13 protein-coding genes are annotated in these 15,707 nt (G+C 69.0%); all 13 read left to right on the top strand.

Features of this window, described 5'->3' with window-relative positions; genetic code table 11:
* Positions 1-11: 11 nt before the first annotated feature.
* Genes ACFZBP_RS25085 through nuoN form a run of 13 tightly spaced genes read left to right on the top strand, consistent with a single transcriptional unit; the run spans position 12 to position 15,701 of the window.
* A complete protein-coding gene (locus tag ACFZBP_RS25085) occupies positions 12-566 on the top strand; it encodes an NADH-quinone oxidoreductase subunit B family protein (protein WP_007383964.1) in 555 nt (184 codons plus the stop codon).
* Positions 563-1,333 carry an NADH-quinone oxidoreductase subunit C gene (locus ACFZBP_RS25090; protein WP_391416272.1) on the top strand — a complete coding sequence of 257 codons (771 nt, stop codon included), beginning with the start codon at positions 563-565 and terminating at the stop codon, positions 1,331-1,333. The genes ACFZBP_RS25085 and ACFZBP_RS25090 overlap by 4 nt, the downstream gene beginning before the upstream one ends.
* Positions 1,330-2,652 (top strand): NADH-quinone oxidoreductase subunit D, encoded by a 1,323-nt coding sequence (locus ACFZBP_RS25095; protein ID WP_217205782.1) that lies wholly within the window; start codon positions 1,330-1,332, stop codon positions 2,650-2,652. Before ACFZBP_RS25090 ends, ACFZBP_RS25095 begins: the two co-directional genes overlap by 4 nt.
* The gene (nuoE, locus tag ACFZBP_RS25100) at positions 2,649-3,521 is read left to right on the top strand and encodes an NADH-quinone oxidoreductase subunit NuoE (protein ID WP_383452106.1); all 873 of its coding nucleotides are present in this window, start codon (positions 2,649-2,651) and stop codon (positions 3,519-3,521) included. Before ACFZBP_RS25095 ends, nuoE begins: the two co-directional genes overlap by 4 nt.
* Positions 3,521-4,870 (top strand): NADH-quinone oxidoreductase subunit NuoF, encoded by a 1,350-nt coding sequence (gene nuoF / locus ACFZBP_RS25105; RefSeq protein ID WP_391416274.1) that lies wholly within the window; start codon positions 3,521-3,523, stop codon positions 4,868-4,870. Before nuoE ends, nuoF begins: the two co-directional genes overlap by 1 nt.
* Positions 4,867-7,371 (top strand): NADH-quinone oxidoreductase subunit G, encoded by a 2,505-nt coding sequence (locus ACFZBP_RS25110; RefSeq protein ID WP_383452110.1) that lies wholly within the window; start codon positions 4,867-4,869, stop codon positions 7,369-7,371. Before nuoF ends, ACFZBP_RS25110 begins: the two co-directional genes overlap by 4 nt.
* Positions 7,368-8,729, top strand: coding sequence for an NADH-quinone oxidoreductase subunit NuoH (gene nuoH / locus ACFZBP_RS25115; RefSeq protein WP_383452112.1), 1,362 nt, complete (start codon positions 7,368-7,370; stop codon positions 8,727-8,729). The genes ACFZBP_RS25110 and nuoH overlap by 4 nt, the downstream gene beginning before the upstream one ends.
* Positions 8,722-9,363: an NADH-quinone oxidoreductase subunit NuoI gene (gene nuoI, locus ACFZBP_RS25120; RefSeq protein WP_030046280.1), complete on the top strand. Its 642-nt coding sequence runs from the start codon at positions 8,722-8,724 to the stop codon at positions 9,361-9,363. Before nuoH ends, nuoI begins: the two co-directional genes overlap by 8 nt.
* Positions 9,360-10,202, top strand: coding sequence for an NADH-quinone oxidoreductase subunit J (locus tag ACFZBP_RS25125; RefSeq protein WP_391416277.1), 843 nt, complete (start codon positions 9,360-9,362; stop codon positions 10,200-10,202). Before nuoI ends, ACFZBP_RS25125 begins: the two co-directional genes overlap by 4 nt.
* Positions 10,199-10,498, top strand: coding sequence for an NADH-quinone oxidoreductase subunit NuoK (gene nuoK, locus ACFZBP_RS25130; protein WP_003998919.1), 300 nt, complete (start codon positions 10,199-10,201; stop codon positions 10,496-10,498). Before ACFZBP_RS25125 ends, nuoK begins: the two co-directional genes overlap by 4 nt.
* 15 nt (positions 10,499-10,513) lie before the next feature.
* A complete protein-coding gene (gene nuoL / locus ACFZBP_RS25135; RefSeq protein ID WP_383452116.1) occupies positions 10,514-12,478 on the top strand; it encodes an NADH-quinone oxidoreductase subunit L in 1,965 nt (654 codons plus the stop codon).
* A 5-nt stretch (positions 12,479-12,483) separates the two neighbouring features.
* On the top strand, positions 12,484-14,055 hold the full coding sequence (locus tag ACFZBP_RS25140) for an NADH-quinone oxidoreductase subunit M (protein ID WP_391416280.1): 1,572 nt from the start codon (positions 12,484-12,486) through the stop codon (positions 14,053-14,055).
* Entirely contained in the window at positions 14,052-15,701 is a 1,650-nt protein-coding gene (nuoN, locus tag ACFZBP_RS25145; RefSeq protein WP_391416282.1) for an NADH-quinone oxidoreductase subunit NuoN, read from the top strand. The genes ACFZBP_RS25140 and nuoN overlap by 4 nt, the downstream gene beginning before the upstream one ends.
* The last annotated feature ends 6 nt before the right edge of the window (positions 15,702-15,707 follow it).

Here is a 15,707-nt window from a genome sequence, read left to right on the forward strand (position 1 = left end):
GCCTTTAACTCATGGGACTCGAAGAAAAGCTGCCGAGCGGATTCCTGCTGACCACCGTCGAGCAGGCCGCGGGCTGGGTGCGCAAGGCGTCCGTCTTCCCGGCCACCTTCGGCCTCGCGTGCTGCGCCATCGAGATGATGACGACCGGCGCCGGCCGTTACGACCTGGCGCGCTTCGGCATGGAGGTCTTCCGCGGCTCGCCGCGCCAGGCCGACCTGATGATCGTCGCCGGCCGGGTCAGCCAGAAGATGGCGCCGGTGCTCCGGCAGGTCTACGACCAGATGCCGAACCCCAAGTGGGTGATCTCCATGGGGGTCTGCGCCTCCTCGGGCGGCATGTTCAACAACTACGCGATCGTGCAGGGCGTCGACCACATCGTCCCGGTCGACATCTATCTCCCCGGCTGCCCGCCGCGGCCCGAGATGCTGATGGACGCCATTCTCAAGCTCCACCAGAAGATCCAGTCCTCCAAGCTCGGCGTGAACGCCGAGGAAGCGGCCCGTGAGGCGGAGGAAGCGGCGCTCAAGGCCCTGCCCACGATCGAGATGAAGGGGCTGCTGCGGTGAGCGACGCGAACGGAACCAACGGAACCAACGGGGTGAACGGGTCGAACGGGGTCAATCCCGAGAAGGACCTCTCCGCCTCCAACCTCCCCGGCCAGCGCGGCCAGGGCGGCGAGGAGATCCGCGTCCAGCGCGGCATGTTCGGCGCGAACAACGGCGGCGACACCTCCGGCTACGGCGGCCTGGTCCGCTCGGTCCGGCTCCCGGGACCGGCGAGCCGGCCCTACGGCGGTTGGTTCGACGAGGTCGCCGACGAACTCGAGGGCGCGCTGGAGGAGCAGGGACTCCTGCCCGACAACGCCATCGAGAAGACGGTCGTCGACCGCGGCGAACTCACCTTCCACATCGAGCGCGAGCACCTGCTCCGCGTCGCCCGCACCCTGCGCGACGACCCGGCCCTGCGCTTCGAACTGTGCACCGGCGTCAGCGGCGTCCACTACCTCAGCGACAAGGGCCGCGAGCTGCACGCCGTCTACCACCTGCGCTCGATCACCCACAATCGGCTGATCCGCCTCGAAGTCAGCGCCCCCGACAGCGACCCGCACATCCCGTCGCTCGTCTCCGTGTACCCGACCAACGACTGGCACGAGCGCGAGACGTACGACTTCTTCGGCATCGTCTTCGACGGTCACCCCGCCCTGACGCGGATCATGATGCCGGACGACTGGCAGGGCCACCCGCAGCGCAAGGACTACCCCCTCGGCGGCATCCCCGTCGAGTACAAGGGCGCCCAGATCCCGGCTCCGGACCAGCGGAGGTCGTACTCGTGAGCACGCAGTCAGCATCCGCCCGCGAAACCACCGAGGGCACCGTATACACGGTCACCGGTGGCGACTGGGACGAGGTCGTCCAGGCCGCGGCCCGCGCCGACGACGAGCGCATCGTCCTCAACATGGGCCCGCAGCACCCCTCCACTCACGGAGTGCTCCGCCTGATCCTGGAGATCGACGGGGAGACGGTCACCGAGGCCCGCTGCGGCATCGGCTATCTCCACACCGGCATCGAGAAGAACCTCGAGTACCGGACCTGGACGCAGGGCACCACGTTCGTGACGCGCATGGATTACCTGACGTCCTTCTTCAACGAGACCGCCTACTGTCTCGCGGTGGAGAAGCTCCTCGGTATCGAGGACCAGATCACCGAGCGCGCCAAGATCATCCGGGTGCTCCTGATGGAGCTGAACCGGCTCTCCTCCCACCTGGTGTGCATCGCCACCGGCGGCATGGAGCTCGGCGCCACCACGATCATGATCTACGGATTCCGTGATCGTGAAATGATTCTCGACATCTACGAGCTCATCACGGGCCTCAGGATGAACCACGCGTACATCCGCCCCGGCGGACTCGCCCAGGACCTGCCGCCCGGCGCGGTGGACCAGATCCGCGAGTTCGTGAAGAAGATGAAGAAGAACCTCCCGGAGTACGACAAGCTCGCCACCGGGAACCCCATCTTCAAGGCCCGTATGCAGGACGTCGGCTATCTCGACCTGGCCGGCTGCATGGCCCTCGGCGCCACCGGCCCGATCCTGCGCTCCACCGGCCTGCCGCACGACCTGCGCAAGGCGCAGCCGTACTGCGACTACGAGACCTACGACTTCGAGGTCCCGACCGCCGACACCTGCGACTCCTACGGGCGCTTCCTGATCCGTCTGGAAGAGATGCGCCAGTCGCTCGGGATCGTCGAGCAGTGCCTGGACCGGCTGCAGCCCGGCCCGGTCATGGTCGCCGACAAGAAGATCGCCTGGCCCGCCCAGCTCGCCCTGGGCCCGGACGGGCTCGGCAACTCCCTGGACCACATCAAGAAGATCATGGGCACCTCCATGGAGGCCCTGATCCACCACTTCAAGCTGGTCACAGAGGGCTTCCGCGTCCCGCCGGGACAGGCGTACGCCGCCGTCGAGTCGCCCAAGGGCGAGCTCGGGGTGCATGCCGTGTCCGACGGCGGCACCCGCCCCTTCCGGGTCCACTTCCGCGACCCGTCCTTCACCAACCTGCAGGCCATGGCGGCGATGTGCGAGGGCGGCCAGGTGGCCGACGTCATCGTCGCCGTCGCGTCCATCGACCCCGTGATGGGAGGCGTCGACCGGTGACCACCTCTTCTTCGGAGCGGGGCGTCAGCCTGGGCATGCCCGAACTGCCCGCGCCCGCGTACCCGGACGACGTTCGGGAACGGCTCGAGCGCGACGCGCGCGAGGTCATCGCCCGCTACCCGGACTCCCGGTCCGCCCTCCTGCCGTTGCTGCACCTGGTGCAGTCGGAGGAGGGGCATGTCACGCGCACCGGGATGCGGTTCTGCGCGGACGTGCTCGGCCTGACCACGGCCGAGGTCACCGCGGTGGCCACCTTCTACACGATGTACCGGCGCAGGCCGAGCGGTGACTACCAGGTGGGCGTCTGCACCAACACGCTGTGCGCGGTGATGGGCGGCGACGCGATCTTCGAGGAGCTCCAGGAGCACCTGGGCGTCGGCAACGGCGAGACCACCGACGACGGCAAGGTCACCCTGGAGCACATCGAGTGCAACGCGGCCTGCGACTTCGCGCCGGTCGTGATGGTCAACTGGGAGTTCTTCGACAACCAGAACCCGGCCAGCGCCAAGCGCCTCGTGGACGACCTGCGGGCGGGACGGCCCGTCGAGCCGACGCGCGGGGCGCGGCTGTGCACCTTCAAGGAGACCGCGCGGATCCTGGCCGGCTTCCCCGACGAGCGGCCCGGCGCCGTCGAGGAGAGCGGCAGTGCGGGACCGGCGTCGCTGGTGGGCCTCCGCCTGGCCAGGGGAGAGGCCGCACCCGCGCGCGTGGTCCATCCGCGGGACGGCGGCCCGCACGACGAGCCGCAGGGCAAGGCAGTGCACGAACCGTCGCCGGCTGAACACCTCAGCTCGCACGACGCGCCGCAGGAATCGTCCGCGTCCGACCCAGCCCACCCGGCAGGGCCTGTCGCCGAGGAGGGGGAGTGATGACGTTGGCACCAGAGCTGAAGGAAAACAGCCCCGAGAAACTGCTCGCACCCGTGCTGTCGGCCTTCTGGGACGAGGACAGGGCCTGGACGCTGGACGTCTACCGAAGGCACGAAGGGTACGAGGGTCTGCGCAAGGCACTCGCCATGTCGCCGGACGACCTGATCGCGTACGTCAAGGACTCCGGTCTGCGCGGGCGCGGTGGCGCGGGATTCCCGACGGGAATGAAATGGCAGTTCATTCCCCAGGGTGATGGAAAACCGCACTATCTAGTTGTCAACGCCGACGAATCGGAGCCCGGAACGTGCAAGGACATTCCGCTCCTCTTCGCGAACCCGCATAGCCTCATCGAGGGCATTGTCATCGCGTGTTATGCCATCAGGTCTTCGCATGCCTTCATCTATCTGCGTGGTGAAGTCGTCCCCGTCTTGCGGCGGTTGCACGAGGCCGTGCGCGAGGCCTACGCGGCGGGCTACCTCGGCGAGAACATCCTGGGCAGCGGACTCGACCTCGAACTCACCGTGCACGCCGGCGCCGGCGCGTACATCTGTGGTGAGGAGACCGCACTGCTCGACTCGCTCGAAGGCCGCCGTGGTCAACCGCGGCTTCGTCCCCCCTTCCCTGCGGTGGCAGGTCTCTATGCCTGCCCGACTGTTGTGAACAACGTCGAGTCGATCGCGTCGGTTCCCGCGATCCTGCATCGGGGCAAAGAATGGTTCCGGTCGATGGGAAGCGAGAAGTCCCCGGGCTTCACGCTCTACTCGCTCAGCGGCCACGTCGCCAATCCCGGCCAGTTCGAGGCCCCGCTCGGCATCACCCTCCGCCAGCTGCTGGAGATGAGCGGCGGGATGCGTCCCGGCCATCGCCTGAAGTTCTGGACGCCGGGCGGCTCCTCGACGCCGATGTTCACCGACGAGCACCTCGACGTCCCTCTTGACTACGAAGGAGTGGGCGCCGCGGGTTCCATGCTCGGAACCAAGGCCCTGCAGTGCTTCGACGAGACGACCTGCGTCGTCCGCGCCGTCACCCGCTGGACCGAGTTCTACGCCCACGAGTCCTGCGGCAAGTGCACGCCCTGCCGCGAAGGGACGTACTGGCTCGTGCAGTTGCTGCGCGACATCGAGGCCGGCAAGGGCGTCATGTCCGACCTCGACAAGCTCAACGACATCGCCGACAACATCAACGGCAAGTCCTTCTGCGCCCTCGGCGACGGTGCCGCCTCGCCGATCTTCTCCTCGCTGAAGTACTTCCGCGAGGAGTACGAGCAGCACATCACGGGCCGCGGCTGCCCCTTCGACCCGGCCAAGTCGACGGCCTGGGCCGACCACCGCACGGAGGTGAACGCATGACTGTGACCACCAGCGCTCCCTCCGGAGGAGGCGAGGCGGCGGTCCCGCCGGAAGATCTCGTGACGCTGACCATCGACGGCGCCGAGATCAGCGTGCCCAAGGGCACCCTGGTCATCCGGGCCGCCGAGGAACTCGGCATCGAGATCCCCCGCTTCTGCGACCACCCCCTCCTCGACCCGGCCGGCGCCTGCCGCCAGTGCATCGTCGAGGTCGAGGGCCAGCGCAAGCCGATGGCGTCCTGCACGATCACGTGCACGGACGGCATGGTCGTCAAGACACACCTCACCTCGCCGGTCGCCGAGAAGGCCCAGCAGGGTGTGATGGAGCTCCTGCTCATCAACCACCCGCTGGACTGCCCGGTCTGCGACAAGGGCGGCGAGTGCCCGCTGCAGAACCAGGCCATGTCGCACGGACACGCCGAGTCCCGTTTCGAGGGCAGGAAGCGGACGTACGAGAAGCCCGTACCGATCTCCACGCAGGTGCTCCTCGACCGCGAACGGTGCGTGCTGTGCGCCCGCTGCACCCGGTTCTCCAACCAGGTCGCGGGCGACCCGATGATCGAGCTGGTCGAGCGCGGCGCGCTCCAGCAGGTCGGCACCGGTGAGGGCGACCCGTTCGAGTCGTACTTCTCCGGGAACACCATCCAGATCTGCCCGGTCGGCGCGCTGACCTCGGCGGCGTACCGGTTCCGTTCCCGTCCCTTCGACCTCGTCTCCTCGCCGTCGGTGTGCGAGCACTGCTCCGGCGGCTGCGCCACCCGCACCGACCACCGGCGCGGCAAGGTCATGCGGCGCCTGGCGGCCAACGACCCCGAGGTCAACGAGGAGTGGATCTGCGACAAGGGGCGGTTCGGCTTCCGGTACGCGCAGCAGCGCGACCGGCTTCAGACGCCTCTGGTGCGCAACGCCGAGGGCGACCTCGAACCGGCCTCCTGGCCGGAGGCGCTCCAGATCGCGGCCCAGGGCCTGCTCGCCTCGCGCGGCCGGACCGGTGTCCTGACCGGCGGCCGGCTCACCATCGAGGACGCCTACGCTTACAGCAAGTTCGCGCGGGTGGCGCTCGACACGAACGACATCGACTTCCGCGCGCGCGTGCACAGCGGTGAGGAGGCCGACTTCCTCGCCGCGCGGGTCGCCGGTCACGGCCGTGACCTCGACGGTACGGGCGCCACGTACACCTCTCTGGAGAAGGCACCGGCCGTCCTGCTGGCCGGGTTCGAGGCCGAGGAGGAGGCGCCCGGCGTCTTCCTGCGGCTGCGCAAGGCCTGGCGCAAGCACGGCCAGAAGGTGTTCTCGCTGGCCACGCACTCCACGCGCGGTCTGGAGAAGGCGGGCGGCACGCTGCTGCCCGCCGCTCCGGGCACCGAGACCGAGTGGCTGGACGCGCTCGCCAGTGGGGTCGGCCTGGACGAGGCCGGGGCGAAGGCGTCCGAGGCGCTGCGTACCGAGGGCGCGGTGATCGTCGTCGGCGAGCGGCTTGCCGCCGTGGCGGGCGGGCTCACCGCCGCCGTACGGGCCGCGACGGCGACCGGCGCCGAACTGGTGTGGATCCCGCGCCGGGCCGGGGAACGCGGTGCCGTCGAGGCGGGCGCCCTGCCGACGCTGCTGCCCGGCGGGCGTCCGGCGACCGACCCACGCGCGCGTGAGGAGGTCGCCGCCGTCTGGGGTCTGGCCGATCTCCCGCACCGTTACGGCCGTGACACCGGGCAGATCGTCGAGGCCGCCGCGACCGGCGAACTCCAGGCCCTGCTGGTCGCGGGCGTCGAGGTCGCCGACCTGCCCGACCCGGCACGCGCGCGTGCGGCGCTCGCCGAGGTCGGATTCGTGGTCTCGCTGGAGCTGCGGCCCGGCGAGGTGACCGAGCTCGCCGACGTCGTGCTGCCGGTCGCCGCGGTCGCCGAGAAGGCCGGCACCTTCCTCAACTGGGAGGGCCGGGTGCGCTTCTTCGAAGCCGCGCTCAAGCCCGACCAGATGACCCGCCGCCTGGCCCCGGCCGACGCGCGGGTGCTCCAGATGCTGGCCGACGCCATGGACGTACACCTGGGCCTGCCGGATCTGCGTACCACGCGCGCGGAGATCGACCGGCTCGGATCCTGGGACGGTCCGCGGGCCACCGAGCCCCTGGAGATCGCGGCCCAGTTGCCGCGGCCGGCCGCCGGTGAGGCCGTGCTGGCCGGGCACCGGCTGCTGCTCGACCAGGGCCTCCTCCAGCAGGGCGACGAGGCGCTCGCCGGCACCCGGCACGCCGCCCACGCGCGCGTGTCGGCCGCCACGGCCGCCGAGGCCGGCGTGAAGAACGGCGACTTCCTCGCCGTCAGCGGCCCCGCCGGAGTCGTCGAACTCCCGCTGCAGATCACGGAGATGCCCGACCGGGTGGTGTGGCTCCCGCTGAACTCCGTGGGCCGCGGCGTCGCCTCCGACACCGGGGCGCGGCCCGGCTCACTCGTCCGCATCGGCCCGGCGACCCTCGCGTCCGAGGCCCCCGAGGAGGTGGAGGCATGAGCCCTTTCCTCGCCGCTGAAGACCTCTCGATGTTCGGCCGCGACCCCTGGTGGCTGGTCGTCATCAAGGCGGTGTTCTGCTTCGCCTTCCTGATGGTGACCGTGCTGTTCTCCATCGTGTGGGAGCGCAAGGTCGTCGCCTGGATGCAGCTGCGCATCGGCCCCAACCGGCACGGCCCCTGGGGCATGCTCCAGTCGCTCGCCGACGGCATCAAGCTGATGCTGAAGGAAGACGTCATCGTCAAACGCGCGGACAAGGTCGTCTACGTCCTCGCGCCGATCGTCGCGGCCATCCCGGCCTTCATGGCCATCGCGGTGATCCCCTTCGGGCCGGCCGGGAACGAGATCTCGATCTTCGGCCAGCGCACCACGATGCAGCTCACCGACCTGCCGATCGCGATGCTCTACATCCTCGCGGTCGCCTCGGTCGGCATCTACGGCATCGTCCTCGCGGGTTGGAGTTCCGGCTCCACCTACCCGCTGCTCGGCGGCCTGCGCTCCTGCGCGCAGATGATCTCGTACGAGATCGCGATGGGCGCGGCGTTCGCCTCGGTGTTCCTCTACTCCGGGTCGATGTCGACGTCGGCGATCGTCGAGGCGCAGCAGGACCGCTGGTACATCGTGCTGCTGCCGGTGTCCTTCCTGATCTACATCGTGACGATGGTCGGCGAGACCAACCGGGCCCCGTTCGACATGCCGGAGTCCGAAGGCGACCTGGTCGGCGGGTTCAACACCGAGTACTCGTCGATCAAGTTCGCGATGTTCATGCTCGCCGAGTACGTGAACATGGTGACGGTCTCGGCCGTGTCCGTGACGCTCTTCCTGGGCGGCTGGCGCGCGCCGTACCCGATCAGTGCCTTCTGGGAGGGCGCGAACCACGGCTGGTGGCCGCTGCTCTGGTTCGTGGTCAAGGTCCAGCTGCTGCTGTTCTTCTTCATCTGGCTGCGCGGCACGCTGCCTCGCGTGCGCTACGACCAGCTGATGAAGCTGGGCTGGAAGGTCCTCATCCCGGTCTCCGTCGTCTGGCTGATGCTCGTCGCGACCGTGCGGACCCTCCGGAACGAGAACTACGACTTCGCCGACATCGTGCTCTACGTCGCAGGCGGCGTCATCGCGTTGCTGCTCCTCTCCTTCATCGCGGACATGTTCCGTGAGCGGGCGAAGGCGGCCTCGCGTCCCGCCGAGGAGCCCGCGTTCGACGCGATGGCGGGCGGATTCCCCGTGCCGCCCCTGCCCGGACAGGAGCTTCCGCCGGTGCCTCGGCGCCGCTCGCGCCGTGAGCGGGAGCTGATTGTCAGTGGTGGGCCCGATACTCAGAGTGACGGATCTCTGGATGGAAAGGAGGCGTCCGATGGCTGAGGAGCCCAAGGAGACCAAGCCCGGTTTCCAGAACCCCGTGGCCGGCTTCGGCGTGACCTTCAAGGCCATGTTCAAGAAGCGGCTGACCGAGCAGTACCCGGAGCAGCAGAAGACCACCGCTCCGCGTTTCCACGGACGGCACCAGCTCAACCGCCATCCGGACGGCCTGGAGAAGTGCGTCGGCTGCGAGCTGTGCGCCTGGGCCTGCCCCGCCGACGCCATCTATGTGGAGGGCGCCGACAACACCGACGAGGAGCGCTACTCGCCGGGCGAGCGGTACGGCCGCGTCTACCAGATCAATTACGCCCGCTGCATCCTGTGCGGCCTGTGCATCGAGGCGTGCCCCACGCGCGCGCTCACGATGACCAACGAGTTCGAGCTCGCGGACTCCAGCCGCGCGAACCTCATCTACACCAAGGAGCAGCTGCTCGCCGGACTCGAGGACGGCATGGTCGACAGCCCCCATGCCATCTACCCGGGCACCGACGAGCAGGACTACTACCGGGGTCTGGTGACGGAGGCGGCGCCGGGCACGACCCAGCAGGTCGCGCTCTCCAAGGGCGAGGTCCCGCAGGAGGCCGCCACCACCTTCGGCGAGGACGAACCGGCGTCCGAGAAGGTGATCGGCCGATGACCGAGCAGCTCGCCGCCTACTCCACGTCCACCGGAGAGGCCGTCCAGTTCTGGATCCTCGGCACCGTCGCCGTCATCGGCGCCCTGTGCACCGTCTTCATGAAGAAGGCCGTGCACAGCGCGCTCTGTCTCGCCGGGACCATGATCATCCTGGCGGTCTTCTACCTCGCCAACGGCGCCTACTTCCTGGGCATCGTGCAGATCGTCGTCTACACCGGCGCGATCATGATGCTGTTCCTGTTCGTGGTGATGCTGGTCGGCGTCACGGCCGCGGACTCCCTGAAGGAGACCATCAAGGGCCAGCGCTGGCTGGCCCTTCTCTGCGGGCTCGGCTTCGGCATCCTGCTGATCGCGGGCATCGGCAACGCCTCCCTGACGGAGTTCAACGGCCTGGCGCAGGCGAACGCGAGCGGCAATGTGGAGGGCCTCGCGGCGCTCATCTTCACCAAGTACGTCTTCGCCTTCGAGATCACCGGCGCCCTGCTGATCACGGCCGCCGTCGGCGCCATGGTGCTCACGCACCGCGAGCGCACCGAGCGCGCCAAGACCCAGCGCGAGCTGTCCGAGCAGCGCGTCCGCGAAGGCAAGCACGTCCCGCCGCTGCCCGCGCCCGGCGTGTACGCCCGGCACAACGCGGTCGACATCGCGGGCCTGCTGCCCGACGGCACGCCGTCCGACCTCACGGTCAGCAAGACGCTGCGTGAACGCGGCCAGATCCGTGACGTGTCCACCGAGGCGCTGAACGACCTGCGGGCCCTGGAGCAGCGCGCGGAGGAAAGGCTGGAGCGGACCGCGATCGAGCCGGCGACCTTCAAGCGGCCCGAGGAGGCGTCCAAGTGAACCCGGTCAACTACCTCTACCTCGCCGCCCTGTTGTTCACCATCGGCGCCACCGGCGTGCTGATCAGGCGCAACGCGATCGTCGTCTTCATGTGCATCGAGCTCATGCTGAACGCCTGCAACCTCACGCTCGTCGCCTTCTCCCGGATGCACGGCAATCTCGACGGCCAGATCATCGCCTTCTTCACGATGGTCGTCGCCGCCGCCGAGGTCGTCGTCGGGCTCGCGATCATCGTGTCGCTGTTCCGTTCCCGCCACTCGGCCTCGGTCGACGACGCCAGCCTGATGAAGCTCTAAGGGGTCGGAAGAATCGTGGAGAACCTGATTGCGCTGCTGATCGCGGCGCCATTGCTCGGAGCGGCCGTACTGCTGTGCGGCGGCCGGCGCCTCGACCGCGTCGGCCACTGGATCGGCACCGCCCTCGCCGCCGTCTCCTTCGTGTTCGGCGTCGTCCTCTTCGCCGACCTGCTCGGCAGGAGCGCCGAGGACCGGACCCTGACGAGCCACCTGTTCAGCTGGATCCCGGTCGAGGGCTTCCAGGCGGACATCGCCTTCCGCCTGGACCAGCTGTCGATGACGTTCGTGCTGCTGATCACCGGCGTCGGCTCGCTGATCCACCTGTACTCGGTCGGGTACATGGAGCACGACGAGCGGCGCCGCCGCTTCTTCGGCTATCTGAACCTGTTCCTCGCGGCGATGCTGCTGCTCGTCCTCGCCGACAACTACCTGCTTCTGTACGTCGGCTGGGAAGGCGTCGGTCTCGCCTCCTACCTGCTGATCGGCTTCTGGCAGCACAAGCCAAGCGCCGCCACCGCCGCGAAGAAGGCCTTCCTGGTCAACCGCGTCGGCGACATGGGTCTGTCGATCGCGATCATGATGATGTTCCTCTGGTTCGGCACCTTCGCCTTCGGGCCGGTGCTCGGCGGGGAGGGGGAGCCCGGCCTGGTCGGTGACGCGAGCGAGGGCAGGCTCACCGCGATCGGCCTGATGCTGCTGCTCGCCGCCTGTGGCAAGTCCGCCCAGGTGCCGCTGCAGTCCTGGCTCGGGGACGCGATGGAGGGCCCGACCCCGGTCTCGGCCCTCATCCACGCCGCGACGATGGTCACCGCAGGCGTCTACCTGATCGTCCGCTCCGGTGCCATCTTCAACGCGGCGCCCGACGCGCAGCTGGTCGTCACCATCGTCGGCGCCGTCACGCTCCTCTTCGGTGCGATCGTCGGTTGCGCGAAGGACGACATCAAGAAGGCGCTGGCCGGCTCGACCATGTCGCAGATCGGCTACATGGTCCTCGCCGCCGGGCTCGGCCCCATCGGTTACGTCTTCGCGATCATGCACCTGGTGACGCACGGCTTCTTCAAGGCCGGGCTGTTCCTCGGCGCCGGTTCGGTCATGCACGGCATGAACGACGAGGTCGACATGCGCAAGTACGGCGGCCTGCGCAAGTACATGCCGGTCACCTTCGTGACGTTCGGCCTCGGCTACCTCGCGATCATCGGCTTCCCGGGCCTGTCCGGCTTCTTCTCCAAGGACAAGATCATCGAGGCGGCGTTCGCCAAGGGCGGCACCGAGGGCTGGATCCTCGGCGGCTGCGCGCTGCTGGGCGCGGCCATCACGGCGTACTACATGACGCGCGTGATGCTGATGACGTTCTTCGGTGAGGAGCGCTGGCGGCACACGAAGACGGCATCACCGGCCGAGCCCAGTGTGGAGCCCGCAGCCGAGACGCACGGCGAGCACGCGGAGCCGCACCCGCACGAGTCGCCCAAGGTCATGACGATCCCCATGATCGTGCTGGCCGTCGGATCGGTGGCCGGCGGTGCGTTCTTCAGCATCGGCGACCGCTTCGTGCACTGGCTGGAGCCCATCACCGGGCACTCCCACGGCCACCCGCCGATCGGCGCGGCAGCGGTCACCGGCGCGACCGTGGCGTGCATGGTCATCGGCGTCGCCATCGCCTACGCCCAGTACGGCCGCCGCCCGGTCCCCGCCGTCGCCCCGCGCGGGTCGCTGCTCACCCGGGCCGCCCGGCGCGACCTGCTCCAGGACGACTTCAACCACGTCGTCCTCGTACGCGGCGGCGAGCACCTCACGCGCTCCCTGGTGTACGTCGACCACACCCTGGTCGACGGCGTCGTCAACGGCACGGCGGCCTCGGTCGGCGGCCTGTCCGGACGGATGCGCAGGCTGCAGAACGGCTTCGCGCGGTCGTACGCGGTCTCGATGTTCGGCGGTGTGGCGATCCTCATCGCCGCGACCCTGCTGATGAGGGCGGTCTGATACCGATGTCCTTTCCTCTGCTGACAGCTACGGCGGTGCTCCCGGCGATCGGGGCGATCACCACGGCCGCCGTACCGGCCGCCCGGCGCACCGCCGCCAAGTGGCTGGCGCTGCTCGTCTCGCTCGCCACACTCGCCCTCGCGATCACCGTCCTGGTCCGCTTCGACCCGGACGGCGACCGCTACCAGCTCACCGAGTCCCACGCCTGGATCGCCGACTTCGGCGTCCGCTACGAACTCGGCGTGGACGGCATCGCGGTGGCGCTGATCGCGCTGACGGCGCTGCTGATCCCGTTCATCATCCTCGCGGGCTGGCACGACGCCGACCCGCTGGAGACCGGCAGCAGCCGTTGGCGGCCGACCCAGGGCTTCTTCGCCCTGATCCTGGCCGTCGAGGCGATGGTGATCCTCTCCTTCGAGGCCACCGACGTCTTCCTCTTCTACATCTTCTTCGAAGCCATGCTGATCCCGATGTACTTCCTCATCGGCGGCTTCGGGGACCGTGCCCACGAGCACGGCGAGAAGGTGGCGTCGACCCAACGCTCGTACGCCGCGGTGAAGTTCCTGCTCTACAACCTGGTCGGCGGTCTGATCATGCTGGCCGCGGTGATCGGCCTCTACGTGGTCGCCGGGAACTTCAGCCTCCAGGAGATCGCCGAGGCCCGCGCCAACGGCACCCTCGACATGGCGACGAACACCGAACGCTGGCTGTTCCTCGGCTTCTTCTTCGCCTTCGCCGTGAAGGCACCCCTGTGGCCGCTGCACACCTGGCTGCCCAACGCGATGGGGGAGGCCACCACGCCGGTCGCGGTCCTCATCACGGCGGTCGTCGACAAGGTGGGCACCTTCGCGATGCTCCGCTTCTGCCTCCAGCTGTTCCCGGAGGCCAGCAAGTGGGCGACGCCCGCCATCCTCGTACTGGCCCTGATCAGCATCATCTACGGGGCGCTGCTCGCGGTCGGGCAGCGGGACATGAAGCGCCTGATCGCGTACGCGTCGATCTCGCACTTCGGCTTCATCATCATGGGCATCTTCGCGATGACCAGCCAGGGCCAGTCCGGCGCGACGCTCTACATGGTCAACCACGGCATCTCGACGGCCGCGTTGATGCTGGTGGCGGGCTTCCTGATCTCCCGGCGCGGCTCGCGGCTCATCGCCGACTACGGCGGTGTGCAGAAGGTCGCCCCGGTGCTCGCCGGCACCTTCCTGATCGGCGGTCTGGCGACCCTGTCGCTGCCCGGCCTCGCACCGTTCGTGAGTGAGTTCCTGGTCCTGGTCGGCACGTTCACGCGCTACCCGGTGATCGGCATCATCGCCACGTTCGGCATCGTGCTCGCCGCGCTCTACACCCTCGTCCTCTACCAGCGGACGATGACGGGCCCGGTGAAGCCCGAGGTCTCGGCGATGCCCGACCTCAGGGCGCGCGAGCTCGTGGTGGTCGCCCCGCTGGTCGTACTGCTGATCTTCCTGGGCGTCTACCCGAAGCCCGTCACGGACATCGTCAACCCGGCGGTCAAGCAGACCATGTCCGACGTACAGAAGAAGGACCCCCAGCCCGAGGTGGAGGCGGCCAAGTGAGCGCATCAGCCGTCCACAGCCTGTGGACAATCGCGGCCGACCCGATCCCGAAGATCGGCGCGCCGAAGATCGAGTACGGACAGCTCTCACCCACCCTGATCATCGTCGGCGCGGCCGTCGTCGGGGTGCTGATCGAGGCGGTCGTCCCGCGCAAGGCCCGCTACTACGCGCAGGTGTTCGTCTCCGTCGTGGCCCTCGTCGCGGCCTTCGCCGCGGTCGTGGCGCTCGCGGCCGGCGGATACGCCACGACCAAGGCGGGCATCGCCGCGATGGGTGCCATCGCCGTCGACGGACCGGCCCTCTTCCTGCAGGGCACGATCCTGCTGGCCGCCCTGGTCGGTCTGTTCACCTTCGCCGAGCGACGGCTCGACCCGGCGGCGCACGGCAACCGCGTCGACTCGTTCGCCGCGCAGGCCGCGTCCGTGCCGGGCAGCGACAGCGAGAAGGCCGCGGTCAAGGCAGGGTTCACCACCACCGAGGTGTTCCCGCTGCTGCTGTTCGCGGTCGCGGGCATGCTGGTCTTCCCGGCGGCCAACGATCTGCTGACACTGTTCATCGCCCTGGAAGTCCTCTCCCTCCCGCTGTACCTGATGTGCGCGCTGGCCCGCCGCAAGCGGCTGATGTCGCAGGAGGCCGCGGTCAAGTACTTCCTGCTCGGGGCCTTCGCCTCCGCGTTCACGCTGTTCGGTATCGCGCTGCTGTACGGCTACGCGGGCTCCGTGTCGTACGCGACGATCGCGCAGGTCGTCGACGGCACGGTCCCGGAGGTCACCCCGGCGCTCGCGGGCACGATGGGCAACGACGCGTTGCTGCTGGTCGGCGCCGCGATGATCGTGATGGGGCTGCTGTTCAAGGTGGGCGCCGTCCCGTTCCACATGTGGACGCCGGACGTCTACCAGGGCGCTCCGACGCCGGTGACCGGGTTCATGGCGGCGGCGACGAAGGTGGCGGCGTTCGGTGCCCTGCTGCGGATCCTTTACGTCGTGCTGCCGGGCCTGCGCTGGGACTGGCGGCCGGTCATGTGGGGCGTGGTGATCGTCACCATGCTGGGCGGTGCGATCGTCGCGATCACGCAGACCGACATCAAGCGGCTGCTGGCGTACTCGTCGATCGCGCACGCCGGGTTCATCCTCGCGGGTGTCATCGCGACCACGCCGGACGGGGTGTCGTCCGTCCTGTTCTACCTGGCCGCGTACTCGTTCGTCACGATCGGGGCGTTCGCGGTGGTGACGCTGGTGCGGGACGCCGGCGGCGAGGCCACGCACCTGTCCAACTGGGCGGGTCTGGGCCGCCGTTCGCCGCTGGTCGCGGCCGTGTTCGCGGTGTTCCTACTGGCCTTCGCCGGTATCCCGCTGACCTCCGGCTTCGCCGGGAAGTTCGCCGTGTTCAAGGCGGCGGCGGAGGGCGGGGCGGCCCCGCTGGTCGTGGTCGGTGTGATCTCGTCGGCGATCGCGGCGTTCTTCTACATCCGCGTCATCGTGCTGATGTTCTTCAGTGAGCCGCGGCCCGAGGGGCCCACGGTCGCCGTTCCGTCGCCGCTGACGATGACGGCGATCGGGGTCGGCGTGGCGGTGACGCTGGTGCTGGGTGTGGCGCCGCAGTACTTCCTGGATCTGGCGAGTACGGCGGGGGTCTTCGTGCGCTGAGGCGGC

This window comes from Streptomyces sp. NPDC008086 (genome assembly GCF_042957325.1).
Lineage (GTDB): Bacteria > Actinomycetota > Actinomycetes > Streptomycetales > Streptomycetaceae > Streptomyces.